The organism is Variovorax sp. LjRoot130 (assembly GCF_964253755.1).
Lineage (GTDB): Bacteria > Pseudomonadota > Gammaproteobacteria > Burkholderiales > Burkholderiaceae_C > Variovorax.
On the sequence record NZ_CAXURM020000001.1, the window covers coordinates 3,109,766 to 3,129,610 of the forward strand.

The following is a 19,845-nucleotide window of genomic DNA, read 5'->3' on the forward strand; positions in this document are numbered from 1 at the left end:
TCGGTGGATGTGAAACGGGCTTTGTGTCAGACGCGCAGGACGCGTTCACCGCGGCCGATGCCGCTGGCGCCGGTGCGAACGGTTTCGAGAATGGCGCCGCGGTCGATGGCCTCGAGAAAGGCGTCGTTCTTGCCGTGGTCGCCGGTGAGCTCGATGGTGTAGCTCTTGTCGGTTACGTCGATGATGCGGCCGCGGAAGATTTCCGCCATGCGCATCATCTCTTCGCGCTCCTTGCCGACCGCGCGCACCTTCACCATCATGAGCTCGCGCTCGGTGTAGGCGCCTTCGGTCAGGTCGACGACCTTGACGACTTCGATCAGGCGGTTCAGGTGCTTGGTGATCTGCTCGATCACGTCGTCGGAACCGGCCGTGACGATGGTCATGCGCGACAGGCTCGCGTCTTCAGTGGGCGCGACGGTCAGCGATTCGATGTTGTAGCCACGGGCCGAGAACAGGCCCACGACGCGGGAGAGTGCACCGGGCTCGTTTTCGAGCAGCACGGCAATGATGTGTTTCATGTCAGCAGGACTCCTCTTTTCGCCGCCCTCCCCCGCACACGGTAATGCGCAGGCTCGACGGACAATAGATTGATCCGAAAAAGTTAATGAAGGGGCCGGTCCGCATCGCGGATCGGCGTATCGTCTGTTTACAGGTCTTCCGAACCGAGGAGCATCTCGGTGATGCCCATGCCGGCCTTGACCATCGGGAACACGTTCTCGGTGGGGTCGGTGCGGAAATCCATGAACACGGTGCGGTCCTTGAGCTTGCGCGCCTCGCGCAGCGCGGGCTCCACGTCCTGCGGGCGCTCGATCAGCATGCCGACGTGGCCGTAGGCCTCGGCCAGTTTCACGAAATTGGGCAGCGCATCCATGTAGCTGTGGCTGTAGCGGCCCGAATACTCGATCTCCTGCCATTGCCGCACCATGCCGAGATAGCGGTTGTTGAGCGAGCAGATCTTGATCGGCGTGTTGTACTGCAGGCAGGTCGAGAGTTCCTGGATGCACATCTGCACCGAGCCTTCGCCCGTGATGCAGAACACTTCCGACTCGGGTTTGGCGAGCTTGATGCCCATCGCGTAGGGGATGCCCACGCCCATGGTGCCCAGGCCGCCCGAATTGATCCAGCGCCGCGGCTCGTCGAAGCGGTAGTACTGGGCGGCCCACATCTGGTGCTGGCCGACGTCCGAGGTGATGTACGTGTCGGCGTCCTTGGTCATGTTCCAGAGGGTCTCGACCACGTACTGCGGCTTGATCACGTCCTTGTTGCCGCGGTCGTACTTGAGGCAGTCCTTGCTGCGCCAGCCCTCGATGGTGTCCCACCAGCCGGAGAGCGCCGCCGCGTCGGGCTTGGTGTTGCTCTCCTTGATCATCGAGATCAGCTCGCTCAGCACATCCTTCACGTCGCCGACGATCGGGATGTCGACCCGGACGCGCTTCGAGATGCTCGACGGGTCGATGTCGATGTGGATGATCTTGCGTTCGTTCTGAGCGAAGTGCTTCGGATTGCCGATCACGCGGTCGTCGAAGCGCGCACCGACGGCCAGCAGCACGTCGCAGCTCTGCATCGCGTTGTTGGCTTCGATGGTGCCGTGCATGCCCAGCATGCCGAGGAATTTGCGGTCGCTGGCCGGATAGGCGCCGAGCCCCATCAGCGTATTGGTGACCGGGTAGCCGAGCATGTCGACCAGCGTGCGCAGCTCGTTCGTGGCGTTGCCGAGCAGCACGCCGCCGCCGGTGTAGATGTAGGGTCGCTTGGCGTTCAGCAGCAACTGCAGCGCTTTGCGGATCTGGCCGCCATGGCCTTTGCGCACCGGGTTGTAGGAGCGCATCTCGACCTTGTCGGGGTAGCCGTTGTAGCTGACCTTCTTGAAGGACACGTCCTTCGGCACGTCCACCACCACCGGGCCGGGACGGCCGCTGCGCGCGATGTGGAAGGCCTTTTTCATCGTCATGGCCAGATCCTTGGGATCCTTGACGAGGAAGTTGTGCTTGACGATCGGCCGCGTGATGCCCACGGTGTCGCATTCCTGGAATGCGTCGAGCCCGATCGCCGCCGTCGGCACCTGGCCCGAGATGATCACCATCGGGATGCTGTCCATGTAAGCAGTCGCAATACCCGTGACCGCATTGGTCAAGCCGGGCCCCGAGGTCACCAGCGCCACGCCGACGTCGCCGGTCGCGCGTGCGTAGCCGTCGGCGGCGTGGACTGCGGCCTGCTCGTGGCGCACCAGCACGTGCTGGATCGTGTCCTGTTTGTAGAACGCGTCGTAAATGTAGAGAACCGCGCCGCCGGGATAGCCCCAGACGTACTTCACGCCTTCGGCCTGCAGTGCCTTGACCAGCACTTCGGCGCCCATGAGTTCCTGCGTTTGACTGCCGGTGACGGCTGCTGCGGAAGCGAGTTCCGCCTTCGAGATTTCCATGATGAACCTTTGCGTTTTTTCGGGAACGAAAAACCTTGGGTGCTCCTTCGCAAGCTCTTGTGAAGCCGCGTCGAAACTTGAGGCCAAAGCCATGGGCGGACTTGTCGTACCGCCGGACCGTGACCCGTTTGCCTTTTGACTTGCAGCGCGGATTATGACACCGGACTGGCGGTCCCCGCGCGACGCATGGCTGCCACAGGGGCGCAGGCATAATCCGCGGCGACAAAAACCTCACGCGTCCCCGAGACACATCCCCACGCGGCGCCTTCCCGGCGCCAGACTCTCTTTGGCCACAGAACAAGAACTCTCCGATTTCCTGAAAAGCGTCGAACGCCGTGCTTTCAAGCGCTCGGTCTACCACGTGCGGGATGAGGAAGCGGCGCTCGACATCGTGCAGGACAGCATGATGAAGCTGGCCGAGCACTATGGCGACAAGCCGCCCAACGAGTTGCCGCTCCTGTTCCAGCGCATCCTCTCGAACTGCACCCTGGACTGGTTCCGCCGCCAGAAAACCCGCCGGGCGCTGTTCTCCAACCTGAGCGATTTCGAGGCGGTGGACGACAACGGCGACTTCGACCTGCTCGAACACTTCGTGATGCCGACGGACTCCCGGGAAAGCGAGAGCGCGGAGGACACCACCCGGCGGGCACAGATTTTTCATGCGATCGAGGAACAAATCGCCGCTTTGCCGGGTCGTCAACGTGAGGCCTTCCTGATGCGTTACTGGGAAGAAATGGACGTCGCCGAGACAGCCGCCGCCATGGGCTGTTCCGAAGGCAGCGTCAAGACCCACTGTTCGCGTGCTGTGCACGCCTTGAGCAAGGCGCTCAAGGCCAAGGGAATTTCGCTATGAGTACAACGTTTTCGCACACCCCTGAAGCGGCCGAGGAGGAATTCGGTCGCCGGGTGGCCGGTCGGCTTTCGGCCGGCAATCTCGAACTGCCGCACGAAATCGGTGAACGCCTGCGCGCCGCCCGCGTGCAGGCCGTTGGGCGCCGCAAAGTGGTGCGGCAGCTCCGTACGGCACCGGCGGTCGTGGCTAATGGCGGCACGGCGACGCTCGGGGCCGGCTGGTGGACGCGCATCGGCTCGGTCGTCCCGCTGATCGCCCTCGTGGCGGGCCTCCTGGTCATCAGCGCGATGCAAGACGACAACCGTGCCAACGAGTTGGCAGAGCTCGATTCGGCCCTGCTGACCGACGATCTGCCACCCGCCGCTTACACGGACCCCGGTTTTGCCCAGTTTCTGAAGACCGAGGCCCCGTCCGAGCGCTGATCGCCTGCCCCGCATGCCGTATCGCCCTCTCTCCTGCGCGAAAGCGCTCCTCCTGCTGCGCCCGATCCCGTCGGGCGCAGTCGCCTGGGTGGGCGCCGCCTTGCTGCTCGCGGCCTCGGGCTTCGCTGCGCTCCCAGTCAAGGCGCAGGTCAAGGAAGCACCGCCGGCGGCCTCGGTACCGGCGGCGAAACAAGTCGTCTCCAAGCCGCTGTGGCGCGACCTCACCGCTCGCCAGCAGCGCGCCCTGGCGCCGCTGGCCCCCCACTGGGACGGCCTGACCGAGCCCCACAAGCGCAAATGGCTGGCCTTGTCGCGCAACTACGCCGCGCTGCCACCCGCCGACCAGGAGATTCTGCACAGCCGCATGATCGAATGGGCCGCACTGAGCAACCACCAGCGAACGCAGGCAAGGTTCAATTTCGCCGAGGTCAAGCAGGTTCCGGTCGACGAGCGAAAGGCGAAGTGGGAGGCCTATCAGGCGCTCAGCGAGGAAGAAAAACGCAAGCTGGCCGAGCGCGCCACGCCCCGGCCGGGCGCCGCCGCGACGTTCCGGCCGGTGCCGCCCCAGAAGCTCGCGCCGTTTCCCGCAGTCGCGCCCGACGGCCAACACACGCCGCGAATCCAGCTGGCGCCGTCCACGCCGTTGCCCGTACGTCCGCAGCTCGTGGCCCCGGCGCCCGCTCCAGCTGCGGCTCCTGCCTTTCCGCCCGTTTCGGCCGAAGCCCAGATCCCGCCTCCTTCCTCGACGCCCTCGGCCGAAACATCCGCCTCTGCCGCGCCGCCGGTGCGCGTCTCCGAGCAACCTTCCTCCGCGCCCTGACTCAAGGTGTCGATGGCTTCCAGTTCTCCCGAGGGGTCCGGCCCCGGCCGACCGCTTCTCGCCGAAACACCGGCACCGATCGCACCCACCGCCCTGATCGCGCCCAGCCTGTGGCGCCGCATGGCCTGCTGGCTCTACGAGGGCATGCTGCTCTTCGCCGTCGTGTTCGTCGCCGGCTGGCTGTTCAGCACCCTCGGCCAGATGCGTGATGCGATGGATTCGCGCCGGCACCTGCTGCAGGCCTTCCTGTTCGTCGTGTTCGGCGTCTATTTCGTGTGGTTCTGGTCCAAAGGCCAGACGCTGGCCATGAAAACCTGGGGCATCCGCGTGGTGGACCGGCTCGGCCGACCGCTCACGCAGGGCCGCGCGCTGCTGCGCTACCTCTTGAGCTGGGTCTGGTTCCTGCCGCCGCTCGCCGCCATCGCGCCCTTCGACCTCGGCGGCGGCGAATCTTCCGTACTGATCTTCGGCTGGGTTATCGTCTGGGCCTTGCTCGCGCGCTTCCACCCCGAGCGCCAGTTCTGGCACGATGCCTGGGCCGGTACCCGCCTGATTTCCTCCAAGCCTCTCAGCCGCAGATGAGCGCCAACATCAACGACCCCGTCAATCCGCAGAAGTCGCGACGCGGCCTGGACCGCATCTGGCATGCCACCCTGATCTCGCTCGACGGCTTCCGCGCCGGCTGGGGCGAAGCCGCGTTTCGCCAGGAAGTCCTGTGCGCCATCGTCATGCTGCCGGCTGCGTTCTGGGTCGGCCACAGCTGGGTCGAGGTGTCGCTGCTTGCCGCGACCGTGATCCTGGTGCTGATCGTCGAGCTGCTCAACACCGGCATCGAAGCCGCCATCAACCGCGTGGGCCCGGAATGGCACTCTTTTTCCAAGAACGCCAAGGACCTGGGCAGCGCCGCGGTGCTGCTGTCGATCGTCCTGTGCTGCGGCGTCTGGGCGGCCGCGTTGTGGCAACGTTTCGCGACCTGAATGCAAGCTGAGCGTCATCCGATCGCGGCATGATCGGGGGATGACTCCTCGTTTCTCGATTTGTGTTTATTGCGGCTCGCGCCCCGGCGAGCGGACCGAGTTCGCGGCCGTGGCCCAGGCGGTCGGCCGCTGGATCGGCGAACGCGGCGGCCAACTGGTCTATGGCGGCGGCCGCACCGGCCTGATGGGCACGGTGGCGGAGGCCACGCGCACGGCGGGCGGCCGGGTGGTGGGCATCATTCCGAAGGCCCTGGTCGACAAGGAGCTCGCCAACCCACTGTGCGACGAGCTGCACGTCGTCGACACCATGCACGAGCGCAAGGCCATGATGGGCGAACGCGCCGACGCCTTCATCGCCCTGCCGGGCGGCATCGGCACTTTCGAGGAACTGTTCGAGATCTGGACTTGGCGCCAGCTCGGCTACCACGACAAGCCGGTCGGCATCCTGAACGTTGCGGGCTATTACGCCGGCCTGCTCGAATTTCTTGCCCACAGCGTGCGCGAGGGCTTCATGGGCGAATGGCAGATGGGGTTGATACGAGCGGGCGGCGAAGCCCCGGCCCTGCTCGAAGCCCTGGTCGAGGAAGCGGGCCGCCATCCGCGTGGCGACAAGCTCGCCGAGATGCTCTGAGCGCCCTAGACGGCGGCTTCGTCCTCTTCGCCGGTGCGGATGCGTACCACGCGCTCCACATTGGTCACGAAGATCTTGCCGTCGCCGATCTTGCCCGTGCGGGCGGCGCTCACGATTGCGTCGACACAACGTTCGACATCGGCCTCGTTGACCACCACTTCGACCTTCATCTTCGGCAGGAAGTCGACCACGTACTCCGCACCACGGTAGAGCTCGGTGTGCCCCTTCTGTCGGCCGAAGCCCTTGACCTCGGTCACGGTGAGCCCGGTGACGCCAACCTCGGCCAGGGCCTCGCGCACGTCGTCGAGCTTGAACGGTTTGACGATGGCGGTGATTTGCTTCATACGGTCTCTCTTCCGGCGGTTTCGTTGAACTTGCTGGTAGGGTAGCGCCAATCCGTAACCCGCAGCGACGATCTCGTCGATGCTCTCGGCGTCCTGCATGTAGCGTGCCAGGATGCCGTCGCATCGGCCGTCTTCGCGAGTTGCCGGCGAGGCCACCCGCTGCGAAATTATGTCATTCGCCTTCGGAAGCCATGGCTTGTCGAACGCATTCCACGCCCGGCGACTGGGACTGATACGCTCGGCGCTCGATGCGCTCAGGTTCTTCCGCCGGCTTTTTCGGCTCCTTCCTTCCCTGGCTCCAGGGCCAAGCCTACCCGCTGCTGGTATTCACCACGCTGATCTGGGGCGCCAACGCGGTGGCCGCCCGGCTCGCGGTGGGCGAGGTGTCGCCCATGATGCTGACCTTCTCGCGCTGGATCGTCTGCTGCATCGCGCTGGGCCTCAGTTCGCGCCGCCAGATCGCGGCCCACTGGCGCAGCCTGCTGCCCTCGTGGCGCTACATCACCCTCATGGGCACGGCGGGTTTCACCGGTTTCAATGCGCTGTTCTACGCCGCCGCCCATCACACGACGGCGATCAACATCGCGATCATCCAAGGCACCATCCCGGTGCTCGTGCTGGTGGGCAGCCTGTTCTTCTTCCGTACCCGGATCAGCTGGCTGCAGCTCGCAGGCGTGGTGCTCACCATCGCGGGCATCGCCGTGGTGGCTTCGCGCGGCCAACTGGCCTTGCTCGCGGACCTGGCCTTCAACATCGGCGACGTCTGGATGATCATCGCCAGCCTGCTCTATGCCGGCTACGCGCTTGGCCTGCGCCGCCGCCCGCAAGTGCCGGCCATCGTGTTCTTCGCCGCCACGGCGGCAGTGGCCTGCCTCGTCTCGGTGCCGCTGGTCGCGGCAGAAATCGCGATGGGCGACTTCTTCATGCCGACGCCGAAGGGCGTGGCGCTGATCCTCTTCATCGGACTTCTGCCCTCCTTCATTTCGCAGATCAGCTTCATCCACGTAGTCGGCCTGATCGGTCCCGCGCGGGCCGGCGTCTTCCTCAACCTGGTGCCGATCTTCGGGCCGCTGCTGGCCGTCCTCGTGCTGGGCGAGGCGCTGTCGACCTATCACGCGGTGGCGCTGGCCCTGGTGCTTGGCGGCATCTACATTGCCGAAACCCTAGGCACACGCAAGCGTTGACGAGGCTCCTTTGACCAACCCTGTCATCCGCATTCACGGCGCGGCATCCGAGATCGATGCCGCGGCCTGGGACGACTTGCTGGCCACGCAGGCCGCGCCCTCCCCCTTCATGCGCCATGCCTACCTGGACGCCTTGCACCAGAGCGCCAGTGCCTCGGCCCGCAGCGGCTGGACGCCGCGCTTCGTCACGCTTTGGCGCGGACGGCAGCTGGCGGCCGCCTGCCCGCTCTACATCAAAGCGCATTCCTACGGCGAGTACGTGTTCGACTGGGCATGGGCCAATGCCTATGAGCAGCACGGGCTGGCCTACTATCCGAAGGCGGTCGTTGCCGTGCCCTTCACGCCGGTGCCGGGTGCGCGCCTGCTCGCGCGCGACGCCGGCAGCCGCGCCCTGCTGGTGCAGGCACTCGTGGCTTGGTGCAAGGAAGAGGAGCTCTCGTCGCTGCACCTGTTGTTCGCCGCCGACGAGGACATCGCCGCCTGCGCCGATGCGGGCCTGATGCTCCGGCACACCGTCCAGTTCCACTGGAACAACATAACCCCCACGCTCGGCACTGGCGTGTCCTCGCTGCCCCCCGAGGGGGCGCGTTCCGCCTTGGGGCGGCCCGGCGGCGAAACCGGCTGGAAGGATTTCGACGCCTTCCTCGCCAGCCTCTCGCACGACAAGCGCAAGAAGATCCGGCAGGAGCGCCGCAAGGTGCACGATGCCGGCGTGAGCTTCCGCTGGTCGCGCGGCGCCGACATCGGCGACGCCGACTGGGACTTCTTCTACCGCTGCTATGCCCGCACCTACCGCGAGCACGGCAACCCGCCCTACCTGAGCCGCGACTTCTTCCACCGCATGGCCACGAAGCTGCCCGAAGCCTGGCTGCTCTTCGTCGCCGAGCGCGGGGGCCAGGCCATCGCCAGCAGCTTGATCGCGCTTTCGGACGATGCCTCGGTCGCCTACGGCCGCTACTGGGGCGCGCTCGAGCGCGTGGATTGCCTGCACTTCGAGGCCTGCTACTACCAGCCCCTCGCCTGGTGCATCGAACACGGCGTGCAGCGCTTCGAAGGCGGGGCGCAGGGCGAACACAAGATGGCGCGCGCGCTGATGCCCGTGAAGACCACCAGCGCGCACTGGCTTGCCCATCCGGCGTTCGCCGATGCCGTCGAGCGCTTTCTCGAGCGCGAGGGCGAAGGCATCGAGAACTACATCGACCATCTCGGCGAACGCAGTCCGTTTCGCCACGCCGAATAAGGGCCCCGCCACTGACCCCTATGCAGACACCTTGCGCGCCCGGCCCAGCCTGCGCCTGCCGCCGCTGGCGATGGCCGCGACCAGCTGCTGCACGAGCGCCCGCGCGAGCGGCGACAACGTGCGGCCGTCGAGCGACAGCACCTGCAGGCGGCGCTGCTGCATCTGCGGCTCCACGAAGGGCCGCGCAACCAGCGTGCCGTTCTCGATCAGGTGAACGGCCGTGAGATGGCCGGAAAGGACGATATCGGGCGTGCGCACCAGCGGCAGCAGGACCGATGAGAAATTGCTGACGAAGGCGGGCTCGTAGCTCAACCCCTGCACGCTGCAACTCAGGTCGAACAACTGCCGCGCGGTGACGCCCTTGCTGCCCACGGCGAGCGGATGGCGCACCACCTCGGCCACGCTGACGGCGCGCTGGCGCGCCAGCGGATGATCCGGGGACATCAGCGCGTACACCGGCGCGGGCGCCGAGTGCTCGATGCGGAACCCCCTTTCCGGCGCGACCGCATACTTGAGCGCGATGTCGGCTTCGCCGCGGCCCAGCAAGGCGCTGACTTCGTCGGGCGCGCCCACGTGGAGTTGCAGTTGACTTTGCGCATGCGCCGCACGAAAGCGGGCCATCACCTCGGGCATGAAGCCCACGGCGAACCCCTCGGTACATGCGACGCGGACGCGGCCCGCCTCCCGGCCGCCGATGCCGCGCACCTGCTCGACCACCTGTTCGGTGTCCGCCAGCGTCGTTCGCAGATGCGCGGCCAGGCGCTCGCCGGCCTGCGTGAGCGCCATGCCGCGCGCCTTGCGCTCGAACAGCACGGTCCCCAGCGAATCCTCGAGCTTCGCGATCTGTCGGCTCACAGCGGAAGAAGCGACATAGAGCCGGGCCGCCGCCTGGCTGACCGACCCGTGCAGCGCCACCTCCATGAAGTAGCGCATCGGGATGCTGAGGACCGAAGGTGTCATGGAATGCTCACAGCGTTGCCTTGAAGGCAATGGTAGCTTGCCAATTCGATGGTTCACGCAATGCCGATCAGGCCTTTTACTTGCATCATCGCCATCACACGCACCCACGACCATGCAACGCAACGATTGCCTCTCCGCTGCCGCCGCCTACTTCGACGACGGCCGCTTCCTTGCCGACCTGCGGCGGCGCATCGCCTTTCGCACCGAGAGCGACACCGGCGCCGCGACGCCCGCGCTCGGCGCCTACCTGCGCGAGGAGATGAGCGCGCCACTCACGCGGCTCGGCTTCGCCTGCGAGCTGATAGACAACCCGGTGCAAGGCGGCGGCCCCTTCCTGATCGCGCGCCGCATCGAGGGTGCCGAGCTTCCCACCGTGCTGACCTACGGCCATGGCGACGTCGTCAGCGGCCAGGACGGGCAATGGCGCGAAGGCCTCACGCCATGGACCCTGACGATCGAAGGCGAGCGCTGGTACGGCCGCGGCACCGCCGACAACAAGGGGCAGCACACCATCAACCTCGGCGCACTCGCACAGGTGCTGCAGGCACGCAACGGCCAGCTCGGCTACAACGTGACGCTGCTGCTCGAGATGGGCGAGGAAGCCGCGTCGCCCGGCCTGCATGAAGTCTGCAGGCAACAGGCCGACAAGCTGCGCGCCGATCTCCTGATTGCCTGCGACGGACCGCGTGTGCATGCCCGGCGGCCGACGCTGTTCCTCGGTTCGCGCGGCGCGGTCAACTTCAGCCTGCGGTTGCGCGCGCGGCCGCGCGGCTACCACTCGGGCAACTGGGGCGGTGTGCTCGCCAACCCGGCCACGGTGTTGAGCCATGCCGTGGCGACGCTTGTGGATGCCAAGGGCCGCATCCTGGTCGAAGCGCTTCGGCCGCGAGACATTCCCGCTTCGGTACACGAAGCGCTGGCCGCCATCGAGATCGGCGGCGGTGCGGACGATCCCGGGCTCGATGCCGGCTGGGGCGAGCCCGGCCTCAGTCCGGCCGAGCGCCTGATGGCCTGGAACACCATCGAAGTGCTCGCGCTCGGCGCGGGCTCGCCGCAGCGGCCGGTCAATGCGATCCCGGGCGAAGCGGTGGCACATTGCCAGCTGCGCTTCGTGGTGGGCACGCCCTGGCGCGAGCTCGCGTCGATCGTGCGTGCCCATCTCGACGCACATGGATTCGGGCAGGTCGAGGTGCAGGTCACGCTCGAAGGCGCCGCGACCCGTCTGGACGTCGACAACCCGTGGGTGAGTTGGGCGGAACGCTCCATCGAGGCGAGCACGGGCCAACGCCCCGACGTGCTGCCGAACCTCGCCGGCTCCCTGCCCAACGACGTCTTCGCCGACCTGCTGGGCCTGCCCACCTTGTGGGTGCCCCACTCCTACCCGGCCTGTGCACAGCATGCGCCCAACGAACACCTGCTTGCGCCACTCGCCCGCGAGGGCCTGCAGATCATGGCCGGCCTGTACTGGGATCTCGGCGATGCCGCCGCGAACACACCCTGGCAGGCTGGATCGATCGCTGCAACTTCCCATCAGAAAGCAGCATGAAGCAACTCGCCCAACTCCTTGCCGCCATCGCCTTCACTGCCGCTGCCGGCCTGGCGCAGGCCGCAGACGCATGGCCTGCCAAGACCATCAAGCTGGTCGTGCCCTTTCCGCCAGGCGGCGGCACCGACATCGTGGCGCGCGCCCTGGGCCAGAAGCTGGCCGAGCGGCTCGGCCAGCCGGTCGTCGTCGACAACAAGCCCGGCGCGGCAACCGTCATCGGCGCCGATGCGGTCGCCAAGGCGCAACCCGACGGCTACACGCTGCTCGTCTCGGGCTCTTCCACCTACAGCGTGAATGCGGCGCTGCGTGCGCGACTGCCCTACAACCCGCTGAAGGACCTGGCGCCGGTGGCGATCGTCGCGAAGGCGCCGCTGGTGCTGGTGGTCAACGCGGCCTCGCCCTGGCACAGCGTCTCGGCCCTCGTAGCTGCGGCCAAAGCCAAACCCCGGGACATCCGCTACGCCACCTTCGGCAGCGGCTCCGCCCCGCATCTGGCTGGCGAGTTGTTCGCGATGGCGGCGGGCGTGAAGCTCCAGGACGTGCCCTACAAGGGCAGCAGCCAGAGCACGATCGCATTGATCGGCGGCGAGATCGAGATGGGCATCGACACCGTGGCAGCGGTCGCGCCGCATCTGCGTTCTGGCAAGCTGCGCGCGCTGGCCATCGTGGGCACAACACGTTCCAGCATGCTGCCGGACGTACCCACCATGGCCGAGCTCAAGATGCCCGAGGCCACTTTCGACGGCTGGTACGGATTGGCCGCGCCGGCCGGCACGCCGGCACCGGTGATCCAGAGACTGGCGGCCGAGGTGAGCGCCACGATGGCTGACAAGGCGATTCAGGACCAGCTGCGCGCACAGGGCATGGAGCCCGTGATGATCGGCGCCGCCCCTTTCCGGAGCCTGATGGAATCGGAGATTTCGCGCTATCGCGCGCTGGCGCATCGGGCGGGGATCGCCGCCGAATGAGCGGCGGCCCTGCTCGCTCCTACTTCTTGTAGTTGGCGATGCCGTCCATGATTTCCTTCTTGGCGGCGTCGATGCCTTCCCAGCCCAGCACCTTGACCCACTTGCCGGCTTCCAGGTCCTTGTAGTGCTCGAAGAAGTGCGTGATGGCCTTCAGGCGCATCGGGTTCACGTCTTCGACCTTCTTCCAGTGGCTGTAGATCGGCAGCACCTTGTCGGTGGGCACGGCGAGCACCTTGCCGTCGACGCCGGCCTCGTCTTCCATCATCAGGATGCCGATCGGCCGGCACGGCACCACCACGCCCGGCACCAGCGCCCAGGGGGTGATGACCAGCACGTCGACCGGATCGCCGTCGCCCGAGAGCGTCTGCGGCACGTAGCCGTAGTTGGTCGGGTAGTGCATCGCGGTCGTCATGAAGCGGTCGACGAAGATCGCACCCGATTCCTTGTCGACTTCGTACTTGATCGGGTCGGCGTTCATCGGGATTTCGATGACGACGTTGAAGGCTTCGGGGGCGTCTTTGCCGGGGGAAACTTGGCCGAGGGACATAGATCTGTCTGGAGTAGTTGAAAGTGTTCGCGGGATGCGGACAAACCCGAAGTTTACTTTCCGAGTCACGGCCCGGTCGCACGAAACCCGGCATTTGCCTGTAAATTGGCCGCGTTGGCCAATCGGCCCCGGCTTTTTGCAAGGCATCGGGGCTTCGAGGAAGCAACGCGGCGGAAGCACTGACCCGTACGCGTTGCGCGCAGGGCTAAGTGCTTTCGTCTCCACAAGTCACAACGTACGAATGGAGAAGCAAGGCATGATCGGCAACACCCCTCTCGTCCTCGCCATCGTCTGCGGCCTCGTGGCCGTGGGCTATGGTTTCTGGGCGCGCAGCTGGATTCTTTCGAAAGACCCGGGCAACGCCCGAATGCAGGAGATCGCGGCCGCGATCCAGACCGGCGCCGCGGCCTACCTGGCCAAGCAGTACCGCACGATCGCCGTAGTCGGCATCGTGCTCGCGATCCTGATCGGGATCTTCCTCGATGCGACCACCGCGGCCGGCTTCGTGGTCGGCGCGCTGCTCTCGGGCGCCTGCGGCTTCATCGGCATGAACGTCTCGGTGCGCGCCAACGTGCGCACCGCGCAGGCCGCGACCCAGGGCATCGGCCCGGCGCTCGACGTCGCCTTCCGCGGCGGCGCCATCACCGGCATGCTGGTGGTGGGGCTGGGCCTGCTGGGCGTCACGATCTTCTACTGGTTCCTCGTGGGCAACGGCAACCTGACGCCGGACAAGAACCTCGCCAACCTGCTCAACCCGCTGATCGGCTTCGCCTTCGGCTCCTCGCTGATCTCGATCTTCGCGCGGCTGGGCGGCGGCATCTTCACCAAGGGCGCCGACGTCGGCGCCGACCTGGTGGGCAAGGTCGAGGCCGGCATTCCGGAGGACGACCCGCGCAACCCGGCGGTGATCGCCGACAACGTGGGCGACAACGTCGGCGACTGCGCCGGCATGGCGGCCGACCTGTTCGAGACCTATGCAGTGACGCTGATCGCGACCATGGTGCTGGGCGCGCTGATGGTGGCGGCGGCGCCGATCAACGCCGTGCTGTACCCGCTGGCGCTCGGCGGCGTATCGATCATCGCGTCGATCATCGGCTGCTTCTTCGTCAAGGCCTCGCCGGGCATGGTCAACGTGATGCCGGCGCTCTACAAGGGGCTGGCGGTGGCGGGCGGCCTGTCGCTGATCGCGTTCTGGTTCGTGACGCAATGGCTCATCCCCGACAACGCGATCGCGGCCTCGGGCAGCCAGCTCAAGCTCTTCGGCGCCTGCTTCGTCGGCCTGGCACTCACAGCCGCACTGGTGTGGATCACAGAGTTCTATACCGGCACGCAGTACTCGCCGGTACGCCACATCGCACAGGCTTCGACCACCGGGCACGGCACCAACATCATCGCGGGCCTTGGCGTGTCGATGCGCTCCACCGCCTGGCCGGTGATCTGCGTCTGCATCGCGATCATGGCGTCCTACTGGCTCGCGGGCCTCTACGGCATCGCAGTGGCGGCCACGGCCATGCTCAGCATGGCCGGCATCGTGGTCGCGCTCGACGCCTACGGCCCGATCACCGACAACGCCGGCGGCATCGCCGAGATGTCGGAAATGCCGGCCAGCGTGCGCGACATCACCGACCCGCTGGACGCCGTGGGCAACACCACCAAGGCCGTGACCAAGGGCTACGCGATCGGCTCGGCCGGCCTGGCCGCGCTGGTGCTGTTCGCCGACTACACCCACAAGCTCGAGAGCTACGGGCAGGCCATCAGCTTCAACCTGAGCGACCCGATGGTGATCGTGGGCCTCTTCATCGGCGGCCTGATCCCCTATCTCTTCGGCGCCATGGCGATGGAGGCTGTGGGCCGCGCGGCCGGTTCGGTGGTCGAGGAAGTGCGCAGGCAGTTCCGTGAGATCCCCGGCATCATGGAAGGCACCGGCAAGCCCGAGTACGGCCGTGCCGTGAGCATGCTGACTGGTGCGGCCATCAAGGAAATGATGATCCCGAGCCTGCTGCCCGTGGTGGTGCCGATCGTGGTCGGCCTGCTGCTGGGGCCGAAGGCGCTGGGCGGTCTGCTGATGGGCACCATCGTCACCGGCCTGTTCGTCGCCATCTCGATGTGCACCGGCGGCGGCGCCTGGGACAACGCCAAGAAGTACATCGAGGACGGCAACCACGGCGGCAAGGGCTCCGAGGCGCACAAGGCCGCCGTCACCGGCGACACCGTGGGCGACCCCTACAAGGACACGGCCGGGCCGGCGGTGAACCCGCTGATCAAGATCATCAACATCGTGGCGCTCTTGATCGTGCCGCTGGTGGTCAAGTTCCATACCGGCGACGCGGCCGCGATGACAACGCCCGCTGCAGCGCCTGCTCCGATCACCGCGCCTGCGCCGGCGCCCGCAACGGCACCGGCGGCCTCGGGTGACATGGGCGCCTCGATCAAGACCGACAACGGCGTGGTGAAGTTCTATTTCGCCACCGCCAGCGCCGAGGTGCCCGCAGGCTCGAGCGCCGCGCTGGCCGATATCGTCAAGGCGGTTCAAAGCGGCGGCCGCGTGCTCGTGAGCGGCTACCACGACGCCAGCGGTGATGCCGAAAAGAATGCCGAGCTCGCCAAGCAGCGTGCCCTGGCAGTGGGCGCCGCGCTCAGGCTGGCCGGCGTGGCCGACGACAAGGTGGAGCTTGCCAAGCCCGCGCAAACGCAGGCCGACGGGCCGCCGGCCGAAGCGCGGCGGGTTGAAGTGAAGCTTCGGTAAGGGGTACGCGACGCGCGCCGGCTGCGCGCGCCGCGCCGCTCAGTTCAGGCTGATGCCGTGCGTCGGCAGCGCGCCTTGCTCGGTGCGCAGCGGCACGCCCTGGAGCGTGTCGAAGTCGGACGGCGCATCCGGCATGCGCATCTCTTCCAGCTCGTGCAGCGAGGCCACCCAGCGGCCGGCCGCGGAGTTGGCGGGCTCGTCGTTGGTGAAGATGCCGTCGCGGATGTAGAAGGTTTCGCCGGCAGGCCGCTCGGCATGCAATTCGATCAGGCGTGCGATCGGGAAGGTGTAGGTGACCAGTTTTTCCTTGGTCTTGCGGTCCTTGCCGCCGCAATTGAAGAAGCCTTCCGCGGCAATGACGATGCAGGAGCCGTCGACCTGGCTGTCGATGTCGCCGCCGCAGCGCCATACGGCGGTGGGCAGGCGAACGCGCACCTTGTCGATCACGAGATCGCGCTGCTTGTTGAGGGCGTTGAGGGGCGGCACCAGCGAGCGCAGCTGCCGCAGGCGATCGGCGAAGTTGTCGTCCATGCTGAATTCGACGTGGTGCGTGGCGCCACCCGAGCGCTTGACGACCTGCATGATGACGTGGCGGGGCGGCCTGCTCATACGCGCTCCGACCAATAGAAGGCAATGGTTTTAAGCGGGATCATTTGATCGACCATCAATTAGAACTTTGGTATTGAGGCAAATAATTGCATCAATTGTTTCCAACTGTAGATCGAAATTCGCCGCTTTGGTAGCCGATTTGCAGAGGCAAATCGAATTCGTCAACTACGTCGCAACGCTGTCACGATCGATCAACTCGTCGAGCGCCTTGCACGAGGGCGCGCAGACGGTTTGCGACTTGCCCAGCAGCTGCCGGGTCCGCATCTGGGAGCGCACGCGGTGCTTGCCGCACATGAAGCAGGACATGGTCGCGCCGCTGAACGAAGCCGAGGCGCGAAACGGGGAGCCCGGCGCCTTGGCCTTGTAGCGCAGGCCGTCTGCCACGACGGCGGTCTTGACGTCAGCCTTGGCCATGGGTCGCGTCGGGTTCGGCATGGCGCATGGCGCGCGTGATGGCGTCCTTGGCAGCCAGTTCGGCGGCCAGCGAGGCATCCAGCCCGGAGCGGCACAGGCCGGCATGCTGATAGTTGAGGTTTTCGTACACCTCGGCGGCGGCCGGATAGGCGTCCAGCAACTGCCCGAGGCCGGCGCCGGCGTCGACCTCGCGGAACTCGTCCACCAGGTGCATCACGACCGACCGGTACTGCTCGGCACCCACCGGCACAGCGCTGTGCTCGAGCCGCTCGAGGAGCTGGGCCAGCACGTGCGTCACCGCCAGATCGGTCTTGGGCGACGGAGTCTTGGTAGCGTTCATGGCTCGCATCTGGGGCACGGACGCCGGATTACAAGGGTGCGGCGGCCCGCGCATCCCGGAACTTCATCAGGAGGCTGTGCAGCATCTCGGTGGACAGGCCGTGGATCACCAGCCTGTGCCCCGCGCGCAGGGTCGACAGCGGCACCAGCGGGTGCTTGTTGTTCACCAGGATCAGGTGCTCGGGCGCATCCAGCACGGTGGCGGCGTAGATGCCGATGGTTTCGTCGAGCTGAAGCGAATTGGCAGCGCGCCAGAAGTCGTTGTCGGTCAGCATGAGCTGATAGAGCGGCGTGAACAGCTCGATCGCGCTTTGCAGGTCGAGAAAATTGAGCCTGCCGTGCGGCATGTCTTCGATTTGCAAGGCGGGCTCGCGGATCATCGAGAAATCGACCTGCTCTGCCTTGCGCAACTGGAGACCCTGCGCGCGCAGCGCCTGGTTGAGCCGGATCACGAAATTGAAGAGGTTCAGGTCGTGCTGCAGGAACATGTCCTCCTTCAGCGCGTCGATGTCGGCCGGCTCCAGCGGCGCGGTAGCGACCGGCACCGGCGAATTGGCGCCGATGAAGGCCAGCACCTGCGAACCCAGGTGGAAGTGCCGCAGGATCAGCCAATTCGCCTCGGGCGAGACGAAGCGTTGGAGGCCCCACGCCAGCAGGCGGTGCAGCAACCGCGAATGCGCCCACTTGCGCGGCACGAACACCTTGATCACCTGGAACAGCACGATGGCGGCGCGCGCCAGCGGCCGCAAAAACGGCAGCAGGTACTGGCGCGAGGCCGAACTCGAATCGGCGAGCCAGGCCGCCTTCACCTTGTCGGGCAGCGGCGTGCTCTGGTCGAGGTAGAGGGCGAGCCAGGGGCTCGGGTCGCGCAGATCGTGCTGCTGCGCCAGGAAGTCCGGAGTTGTGCTCATGCTTGCATTCGTTCCGTGACGTGCTCGAACTGCATCAGGTAGAGCGCCGCGGTGTGGCGCGCGGTGTCGACGATCTGGCGCGCGGCCCTGCCCTCGCCATCGAGCGCCATCGCCATCTCGACCGCGGCCAGCCAGCGATTGAGGTGATTCTCGTCGTTGTGGCCGTGATACTCGAGGAAGCGGAAGGCCTCGGGCGGCAGCTTCAGCCCGGGCTTGATCAGCGGCAGCAGCGCCGGCACGATGCGCTGCCCGGTGCCTTCGATGATGTAGATCGCGCCCAAAAGCCCGATCGGGTTGCGCGTCGCGGCCAGGCCATGCAGGTAGGCGTTGAGCGCTTCACCGCCCGGGTTGCGTCGCAGGGCATCGATGACTGCGATGCTGCCGCCCGCCTTGCGGTAGTCGTTGAACAGGATCATGAAGTCGTCCTGCTCCTCGCCGGCATGCACGCCGATCAGCGCCGCCAGCGCCTGGTAGGGCTCGGCCAGCGAGGCGGCGCCTTCGCGCATCCACTTGCTGCCCTCGCGCACCTGGGGAATCCAGTTCTCCATCCAGTTCAAGTAGTCGGCGAGCGCGAAGCGGCGCTCGCGGATCTGCCGCACCAGCGGCGTGCGCCAGACGCGCGAACGGTAGTCGTGCCAGATCGCGGCCAGCTCGGTGAGCAGTTCGCCCAGGCCCTCGGGCGCGGCGGCCGGGTCGTGCGGCGGCGCAATGACCTCAGTCGGCGCCTCGGCCGCCGCCTCCGCGCGAACCGGCGCAGGCGCAGCGGCAGCAGCGGCGCCGGCCTCTTCGACCTCGAACAGCATGTACGCCGCCATGAAGCGGCCCGACTCGGGCACGTAGCAGAAGATCTGCTCGCCGGGTTTCAGAGTCTTGGTCTGCAGGAATTCGGCCAGCATGATCATGATCGAGGCCGCGCCGGTGTTGCCGCGCCAGGCCAGATTGCTGTACCAGCGCTCGCGCGGAATGGCGAGGCCGGCCTTGTGCATCAGGCCGTCGACCACGGGAATGAACTTCTCCGATGAGTAGTGGCACAGGAAATGGTCGACCCGCGCCGGGTCGAGCCAGCCCTCGCGCACCAGCCCTGCGTATTCGTGGATGCCGATGTCGAACAGGTGCGGCAGAAGCCGGATGTCCTGCCTGAGCGACAAGGCGCCCGCGGCCTCGGCCTCGCCCCAGGAGCCGAAGTCCAGGTGCCCGCGCGAGCGATCCTCGGTCAAGCCCAGCTGCATGCACACGGGGTAGTCGCCCGAGAAAGCGCGCTGGTGGATCCACTTGAGGCGCAGGCGCAGGCCCGGCGCGCCGGCCAGCGCCGGCGCACCATCGGACAGCAGCAACGCACCGGCACCATCGGACAGCATCCAGCGCAGGAAGTGCGAGTCGAAATCGGTGTCGTATCCGCGCGCCGCGAAGCGCGAGCGCTTGAACAGGCGCGAAGGCATCTCGCTCGCCACCGCCAGCGCCGAGCGATGCGCGCCGAGCTCCACGCCCTGCGCCGCCGACTGGATCGCCGACACGCCGGCAGCACAGATGCCGTGCACCGAGAGCGTTTCCATCGGCGGTGCCGCGAGCTCGCCCTGGATCATGTTGGCGAAGCCCGGCATCAGCGCATCGCCGCCCGAGGAGCCGCTGGCCAGCAGCGACACGCGCGAGATCTCGGCCGCACCTTGCTGCAGGCAGTGGCGGATCGCACCCGACGCGAGCTGCGCGTTGGTGTGCACCGTGCGGCCCTCGGCGTCGATCGCGTAGTAGCGCTCGCGGATGCCGTTCTCGGCCAGGATGCGCCGCTTGATGCGCTCCGACATCCGGTTGAGCGGCGCGATGTAGGCATCCATGCGTTCGTTGGACACGGGCGCGCCGGGCATGAAGTAGCCGGCACTTTCGAGATAGACACGCTGGAAGGAAACGGGCATGG

21 protein-coding genes are annotated in these 19,845 nt (G+C 66.7%); 11 read left to right on the plus strand and 10 right to left on the minus strand.

Annotation, left to right across the window (positions count from 1 at the left end; genetic code table 11):
• Nucleotides 1–26: 26 nt before the first annotated feature.
• Together ilvN and ACSQ86_RS15460 are read right to left on the minus strand one after the other, a co-directional pair.
• On the minus strand, nt 27–518 hold the full coding sequence (gene ilvN / locus ACSQ86_RS15455) for an acetolactate synthase small subunit (RefSeq protein WP_093108829.1): 492 nt from the start codon (nt 516–518) through the stop codon (nt 27–29).
• A gap of 128 nt (nt 519–646) precedes the next feature.
• The gene (locus ACSQ86_RS15460; RefSeq protein ID WP_436309081.1) at nt 647–2,422 is read right to left on the minus strand and encodes an acetolactate synthase 3 catalytic subunit; all 1,776 of its coding nucleotides are present in this window, start codon (nt 2,420–2,422) and stop codon (nt 647–649) included.
• Nucleotides 2,423–2,708: 286 nt separating this feature from the next.
• On the opposite strand from ACSQ86_RS15460, the gene ACSQ86_RS15465 reads away from it, so the two are divergent.
• From ACSQ86_RS15465 to ACSQ86_RS15490, 6 genes are all read left to right on the plus strand, one after another.
• Nucleotides 2,709–3,275 (plus strand): RNA polymerase sigma factor, encoded by a 567-nt coding sequence (locus tag ACSQ86_RS15465; protein WP_093108831.1) that lies wholly within the window; start codon nt 2,709–2,711, stop codon nt 3,273–3,275.
• Nucleotides 3,272–3,697, plus strand: a complete 426-nt coding sequence (locus tag ACSQ86_RS15470; protein WP_436304213.1) for a DUF3619 family protein — start codon at nt 3,272–3,274, stop codon at nt 3,695–3,697. The genes ACSQ86_RS15465 and ACSQ86_RS15470 overlap by 4 nt, the downstream gene beginning before the upstream one ends.
• A 13-nt stretch (nt 3,698–3,710) precedes the next feature.
• Complete coding sequence (locus ACSQ86_RS15475; protein ID WP_436304214.1) at nt 3,711–4,517, plus strand: DUF3106 domain-containing protein; 807 nt, start codon at nt 3,711–3,713, stop codon at nt 4,515–4,517.
• A 120-nt stretch (nt 4,518–4,637) separates the two neighbouring features.
• Nucleotides 4,638–5,099, plus strand: coding sequence for an RDD family protein (locus tag ACSQ86_RS15480; RefSeq protein ID WP_436306301.1), 462 nt, complete (start codon nt 4,638–4,640; stop codon nt 5,097–5,099).
• The gene (locus ACSQ86_RS15485; RefSeq protein WP_093108835.1) at nt 5,096–5,494 is read left to right on the plus strand and encodes a diacylglycerol kinase; all 399 of its coding nucleotides are present in this window, start codon (nt 5,096–5,098) and stop codon (nt 5,492–5,494) included. The genes ACSQ86_RS15480 and ACSQ86_RS15485 overlap by 4 nt, the downstream gene beginning before the upstream one ends.
• A gap of 40 nt (nt 5,495–5,534) precedes the next feature.
• Nucleotides 5,535–6,125, plus strand: coding sequence for a TIGR00730 family Rossman fold protein (locus ACSQ86_RS15490; protein WP_093108836.1), 591 nt, complete (start codon nt 5,535–5,537; stop codon nt 6,123–6,125).
• 5 nt (nt 6,126–6,130) lie between these two features.
• On the opposite strand, the gene ACSQ86_RS15495 is transcribed toward ACSQ86_RS15490, so the two are convergent.
• Nucleotides 6,131–6,469 carry a P-II family nitrogen regulator gene (locus ACSQ86_RS15495; RefSeq protein ID WP_126835134.1) on the minus strand — a complete coding sequence of 113 codons (339 nt, stop codon included), beginning with the start codon at nt 6,467–6,469 and terminating at the stop codon, nt 6,131–6,133.
• Nucleotides 6,470–6,717: 248 nt separating this feature from the next.
• Here ACSQ86_RS15495 and ACSQ86_RS15500 point away from each other — a divergent pair, with 248 nt between their 5' ends.
• Nucleotides 6,718–7,653, plus strand: coding sequence for a DMT family transporter (locus ACSQ86_RS15500; protein ID WP_436304215.1), 936 nt, complete (start codon nt 6,718–6,720; stop codon nt 7,651–7,653).
• 10 nt (nt 7,654–7,663) lie between these two features.
• Entirely contained in the window at nt 7,664–8,893 is a 1,230-nt protein-coding gene (locus tag ACSQ86_RS15505) for a GNAT family N-acetyltransferase (protein ID WP_436309082.1), read from the plus strand.
• An 18-nt stretch (nt 8,894–8,911) separates the two neighbouring features.
• On the opposite strand, the gene ACSQ86_RS15510 is transcribed toward ACSQ86_RS15505, so the two are convergent.
• Nucleotides 8,912–9,853, minus strand: coding sequence for a LysR family transcriptional regulator (locus ACSQ86_RS15510; RefSeq protein WP_436304217.1), 942 nt, complete (start codon nt 9,851–9,853; stop codon nt 8,912–8,914).
• A gap of 112 nt (nt 9,854–9,965) precedes the next feature.
• Between ACSQ86_RS15510 and ACSQ86_RS15515 the strand changes: the two genes are divergently transcribed.
• The gene (locus ACSQ86_RS15515; RefSeq protein ID WP_436309083.1) at nt 9,966–11,399 is read left to right on the plus strand and encodes a M20 family metallopeptidase; all 1,434 of its coding nucleotides are present in this window, start codon (nt 9,966–9,968) and stop codon (nt 11,397–11,399) included.
• Nucleotides 11,396–12,367 (plus strand): Bug family tripartite tricarboxylate transporter substrate binding protein, encoded by a 972-nt coding sequence (locus tag ACSQ86_RS15520; protein WP_436309084.1) that lies wholly within the window; start codon nt 11,396–11,398, stop codon nt 12,365–12,367. The genes ACSQ86_RS15515 and ACSQ86_RS15520 overlap by 4 nt, the downstream gene beginning before the upstream one ends.
• Nucleotides 12,368–12,386: 19 nt before the next feature.
• Here ACSQ86_RS15520 and ppa read toward each other — a convergent pair whose 3' ends face one another.
• Complete coding sequence (gene ppa / locus ACSQ86_RS15525) at nt 12,387–12,914, minus strand: inorganic diphosphatase (RefSeq protein ID WP_093108843.1); 528 nt, start codon at nt 12,912–12,914, stop codon at nt 12,387–12,389.
• Nucleotides 12,915–13,170: 256 nt separating this feature from the next.
• Here ppa and ACSQ86_RS15530 point away from each other — a divergent pair, with 256 nt between their 5' ends.
• Complete coding sequence (locus ACSQ86_RS15530) at nt 13,171–15,660, plus strand: sodium-translocating pyrophosphatase (RefSeq protein ID WP_436304220.1); 2,490 nt, start codon at nt 13,171–13,173, stop codon at nt 15,658–15,660.
• Nucleotides 15,661–15,699: 39 nt separating this feature from the next.
• On the opposite strand, the gene ACSQ86_RS15535 is transcribed toward ACSQ86_RS15530, so the two are convergent.
• The 5 genes from ACSQ86_RS15535 to ACSQ86_RS15555 form a co-directional block, all read right to left on the minus strand.
• Nucleotides 15,700–16,269 carry a hypothetical protein gene (locus ACSQ86_RS15535; RefSeq protein ID WP_093108845.1) on the minus strand — a complete coding sequence of 190 codons (570 nt, stop codon included), beginning with the start codon at nt 16,267–16,269 and terminating at the stop codon, nt 15,700–15,702.
• Between the two features lie 165 nt (nt 16,270–16,434).
• Nucleotides 16,435–16,683: a hypothetical protein gene (locus tag ACSQ86_RS15540; RefSeq protein ID WP_093108846.1), complete on the minus strand. Its 249-nt coding sequence runs from the start codon at nt 16,681–16,683 to the stop codon at nt 16,435–16,437.
• Nucleotides 16,670–17,032: a hypothetical protein gene (locus tag ACSQ86_RS15545; RefSeq protein WP_436309085.1), complete on the minus strand. Its 363-nt coding sequence runs from the start codon at nt 17,030–17,032 to the stop codon at nt 16,670–16,672. Before ACSQ86_RS15545 ends, ACSQ86_RS15540 begins: the two co-directional genes overlap by 14 nt.
• 19 nt (nt 17,033–17,051) lie before the next feature.
• The gene (locus tag ACSQ86_RS15550; protein WP_436304221.1) at nt 17,052–17,933 is read right to left on the minus strand and encodes a DUF6999 family protein; all 882 of its coding nucleotides are present in this window, start codon (nt 17,931–17,933) and stop codon (nt 17,052–17,054) included.
• The gene (locus ACSQ86_RS15555) at nt 17,930–19,843 is read right to left on the minus strand and encodes an iron-containing redox enzyme family protein (protein WP_436309086.1); all 1,914 of its coding nucleotides are present in this window, start codon (nt 19,841–19,843) and stop codon (nt 17,930–17,932) included. The genes ACSQ86_RS15550 and ACSQ86_RS15555 overlap by 4 nt, the downstream gene beginning before the upstream one ends.
• Between the last annotated feature and the right edge of the window lie 2 nt (nt 19,844–19,845).

What these genes read in the sequence shown, in the direction of transcription:
- ACSQ86_RS15480 (WP_436306301.1), top strand. Translation starts at nt 4,638, where the DNA reads ATGGCCTGCTGGCTCTACGAGGGCATGCTGCTCTTCGCCGTCGTGTTC.
- ppa (WP_093108843.1), bottom strand. Translation starts at nt 12,914, where the DNA reads ATGTCCCTCGGCCAAGTTTCCCCCGGCAAAGACGCCCCCGAAGCCTTC.
- ACSQ86_RS15555 (WP_436309086.1), bottom strand. Translation starts at nt 19,843, where the DNA reads ATGCCCGTTTCCTTCCAGCGTGTCTATCTCGAAAGTGCCGGCTACTTC.
- ACSQ86_RS15490 (WP_093108836.1), top strand. Translation starts at nt 5,535, where the DNA reads ATGACTCCTCGTTTCTCGATTTGTGTTTATTGCGGCTCGCGCCCCGGC.
- ACSQ86_RS15550 (WP_436304221.1), bottom strand. Translation starts at nt 17,933, where the DNA reads ATGAGCACAACTCCGGACTTCCTGGCGCAGCAGCACGATCTGCGCGAC.
- ACSQ86_RS15470 (WP_436304213.1), top strand. Translation starts at nt 3,272, where the DNA reads ATGAGTACAACGTTTTCGCACACCCCTGAAGCGGCCGAGGAGGAATTC.
- ACSQ86_RS15530 (WP_436304220.1), top strand. Translation starts at nt 13,171, where the DNA reads ATGATCGGCAACACCCCTCTCGTCCTCGCCATCGTCTGCGGCCTCGTG.
- ilvN (WP_093108829.1), bottom strand. Translation starts at nt 518, where the DNA reads ATGAAACACATCATTGCCGTGCTGCTCGAAAACGAGCCCGGTGCACTC.
- ACSQ86_RS15460 (WP_436309081.1), bottom strand. Translation starts at nt 2,422, where the DNA reads ATGGAAATCTCGAAGGCGGAACTCGCTTCCGCAGCAGCCGTCACCGGC.
- ACSQ86_RS15515 (WP_436309083.1), top strand. Translation starts at nt 9,966, where the DNA reads ATGCAACGCAACGATTGCCTCTCCGCTGCCGCCGCCTACTTCGACGAC.
- ACSQ86_RS15535 (WP_093108845.1), bottom strand. Translation starts at nt 16,269, where the DNA reads ATGAGCAGGCCGCCCCGCCACGTCATCATGCAGGTCGTCAAGCGCTCG.
- ACSQ86_RS15475 (WP_436304214.1), top strand. Translation starts at nt 3,711, where the DNA reads ATGCCGTATCGCCCTCTCTCCTGCGCGAAAGCGCTCCTCCTGCTGCGC.
- ACSQ86_RS15495 (WP_126835134.1), bottom strand. Translation starts at nt 6,469, where the DNA reads ATGAAGCAAATCACCGCCATCGTCAAACCGTTCAAGCTCGACGACGTG.
- ACSQ86_RS15540 (WP_093108846.1), bottom strand. Translation starts at nt 16,683, where the DNA reads ATGGCCAAGGCTGACGTCAAGACCGCCGTCGTGGCAGACGGCCTGCGC.
- ACSQ86_RS15520 (WP_436309084.1), top strand. Translation starts at nt 11,396, where the DNA reads ATGAAGCAACTCGCCCAACTCCTTGCCGCCATCGCCTTCACTGCCGCT.
- ACSQ86_RS15510 (WP_436304217.1), bottom strand. Translation starts at nt 9,853, where the DNA reads ATGACACCTTCGGTCCTCAGCATCCCGATGCGCTACTTCATGGAGGTG.
- ACSQ86_RS15545 (WP_436309085.1), bottom strand. Translation starts at nt 17,032, where the DNA reads ATGCGAGCCATGAACGCTACCAAGACTCCGTCGCCCAAGACCGATCTG.
- ACSQ86_RS15500 (WP_436304215.1), top strand. Translation starts at nt 6,718, where the DNA reads ATGCGCTCAGGTTCTTCCGCCGGCTTTTTCGGCTCCTTCCTTCCCTGG.
- ACSQ86_RS15485 (WP_093108835.1), top strand. Translation starts at nt 5,096, where the DNA reads ATGAGCGCCAACATCAACGACCCCGTCAATCCGCAGAAGTCGCGACGC.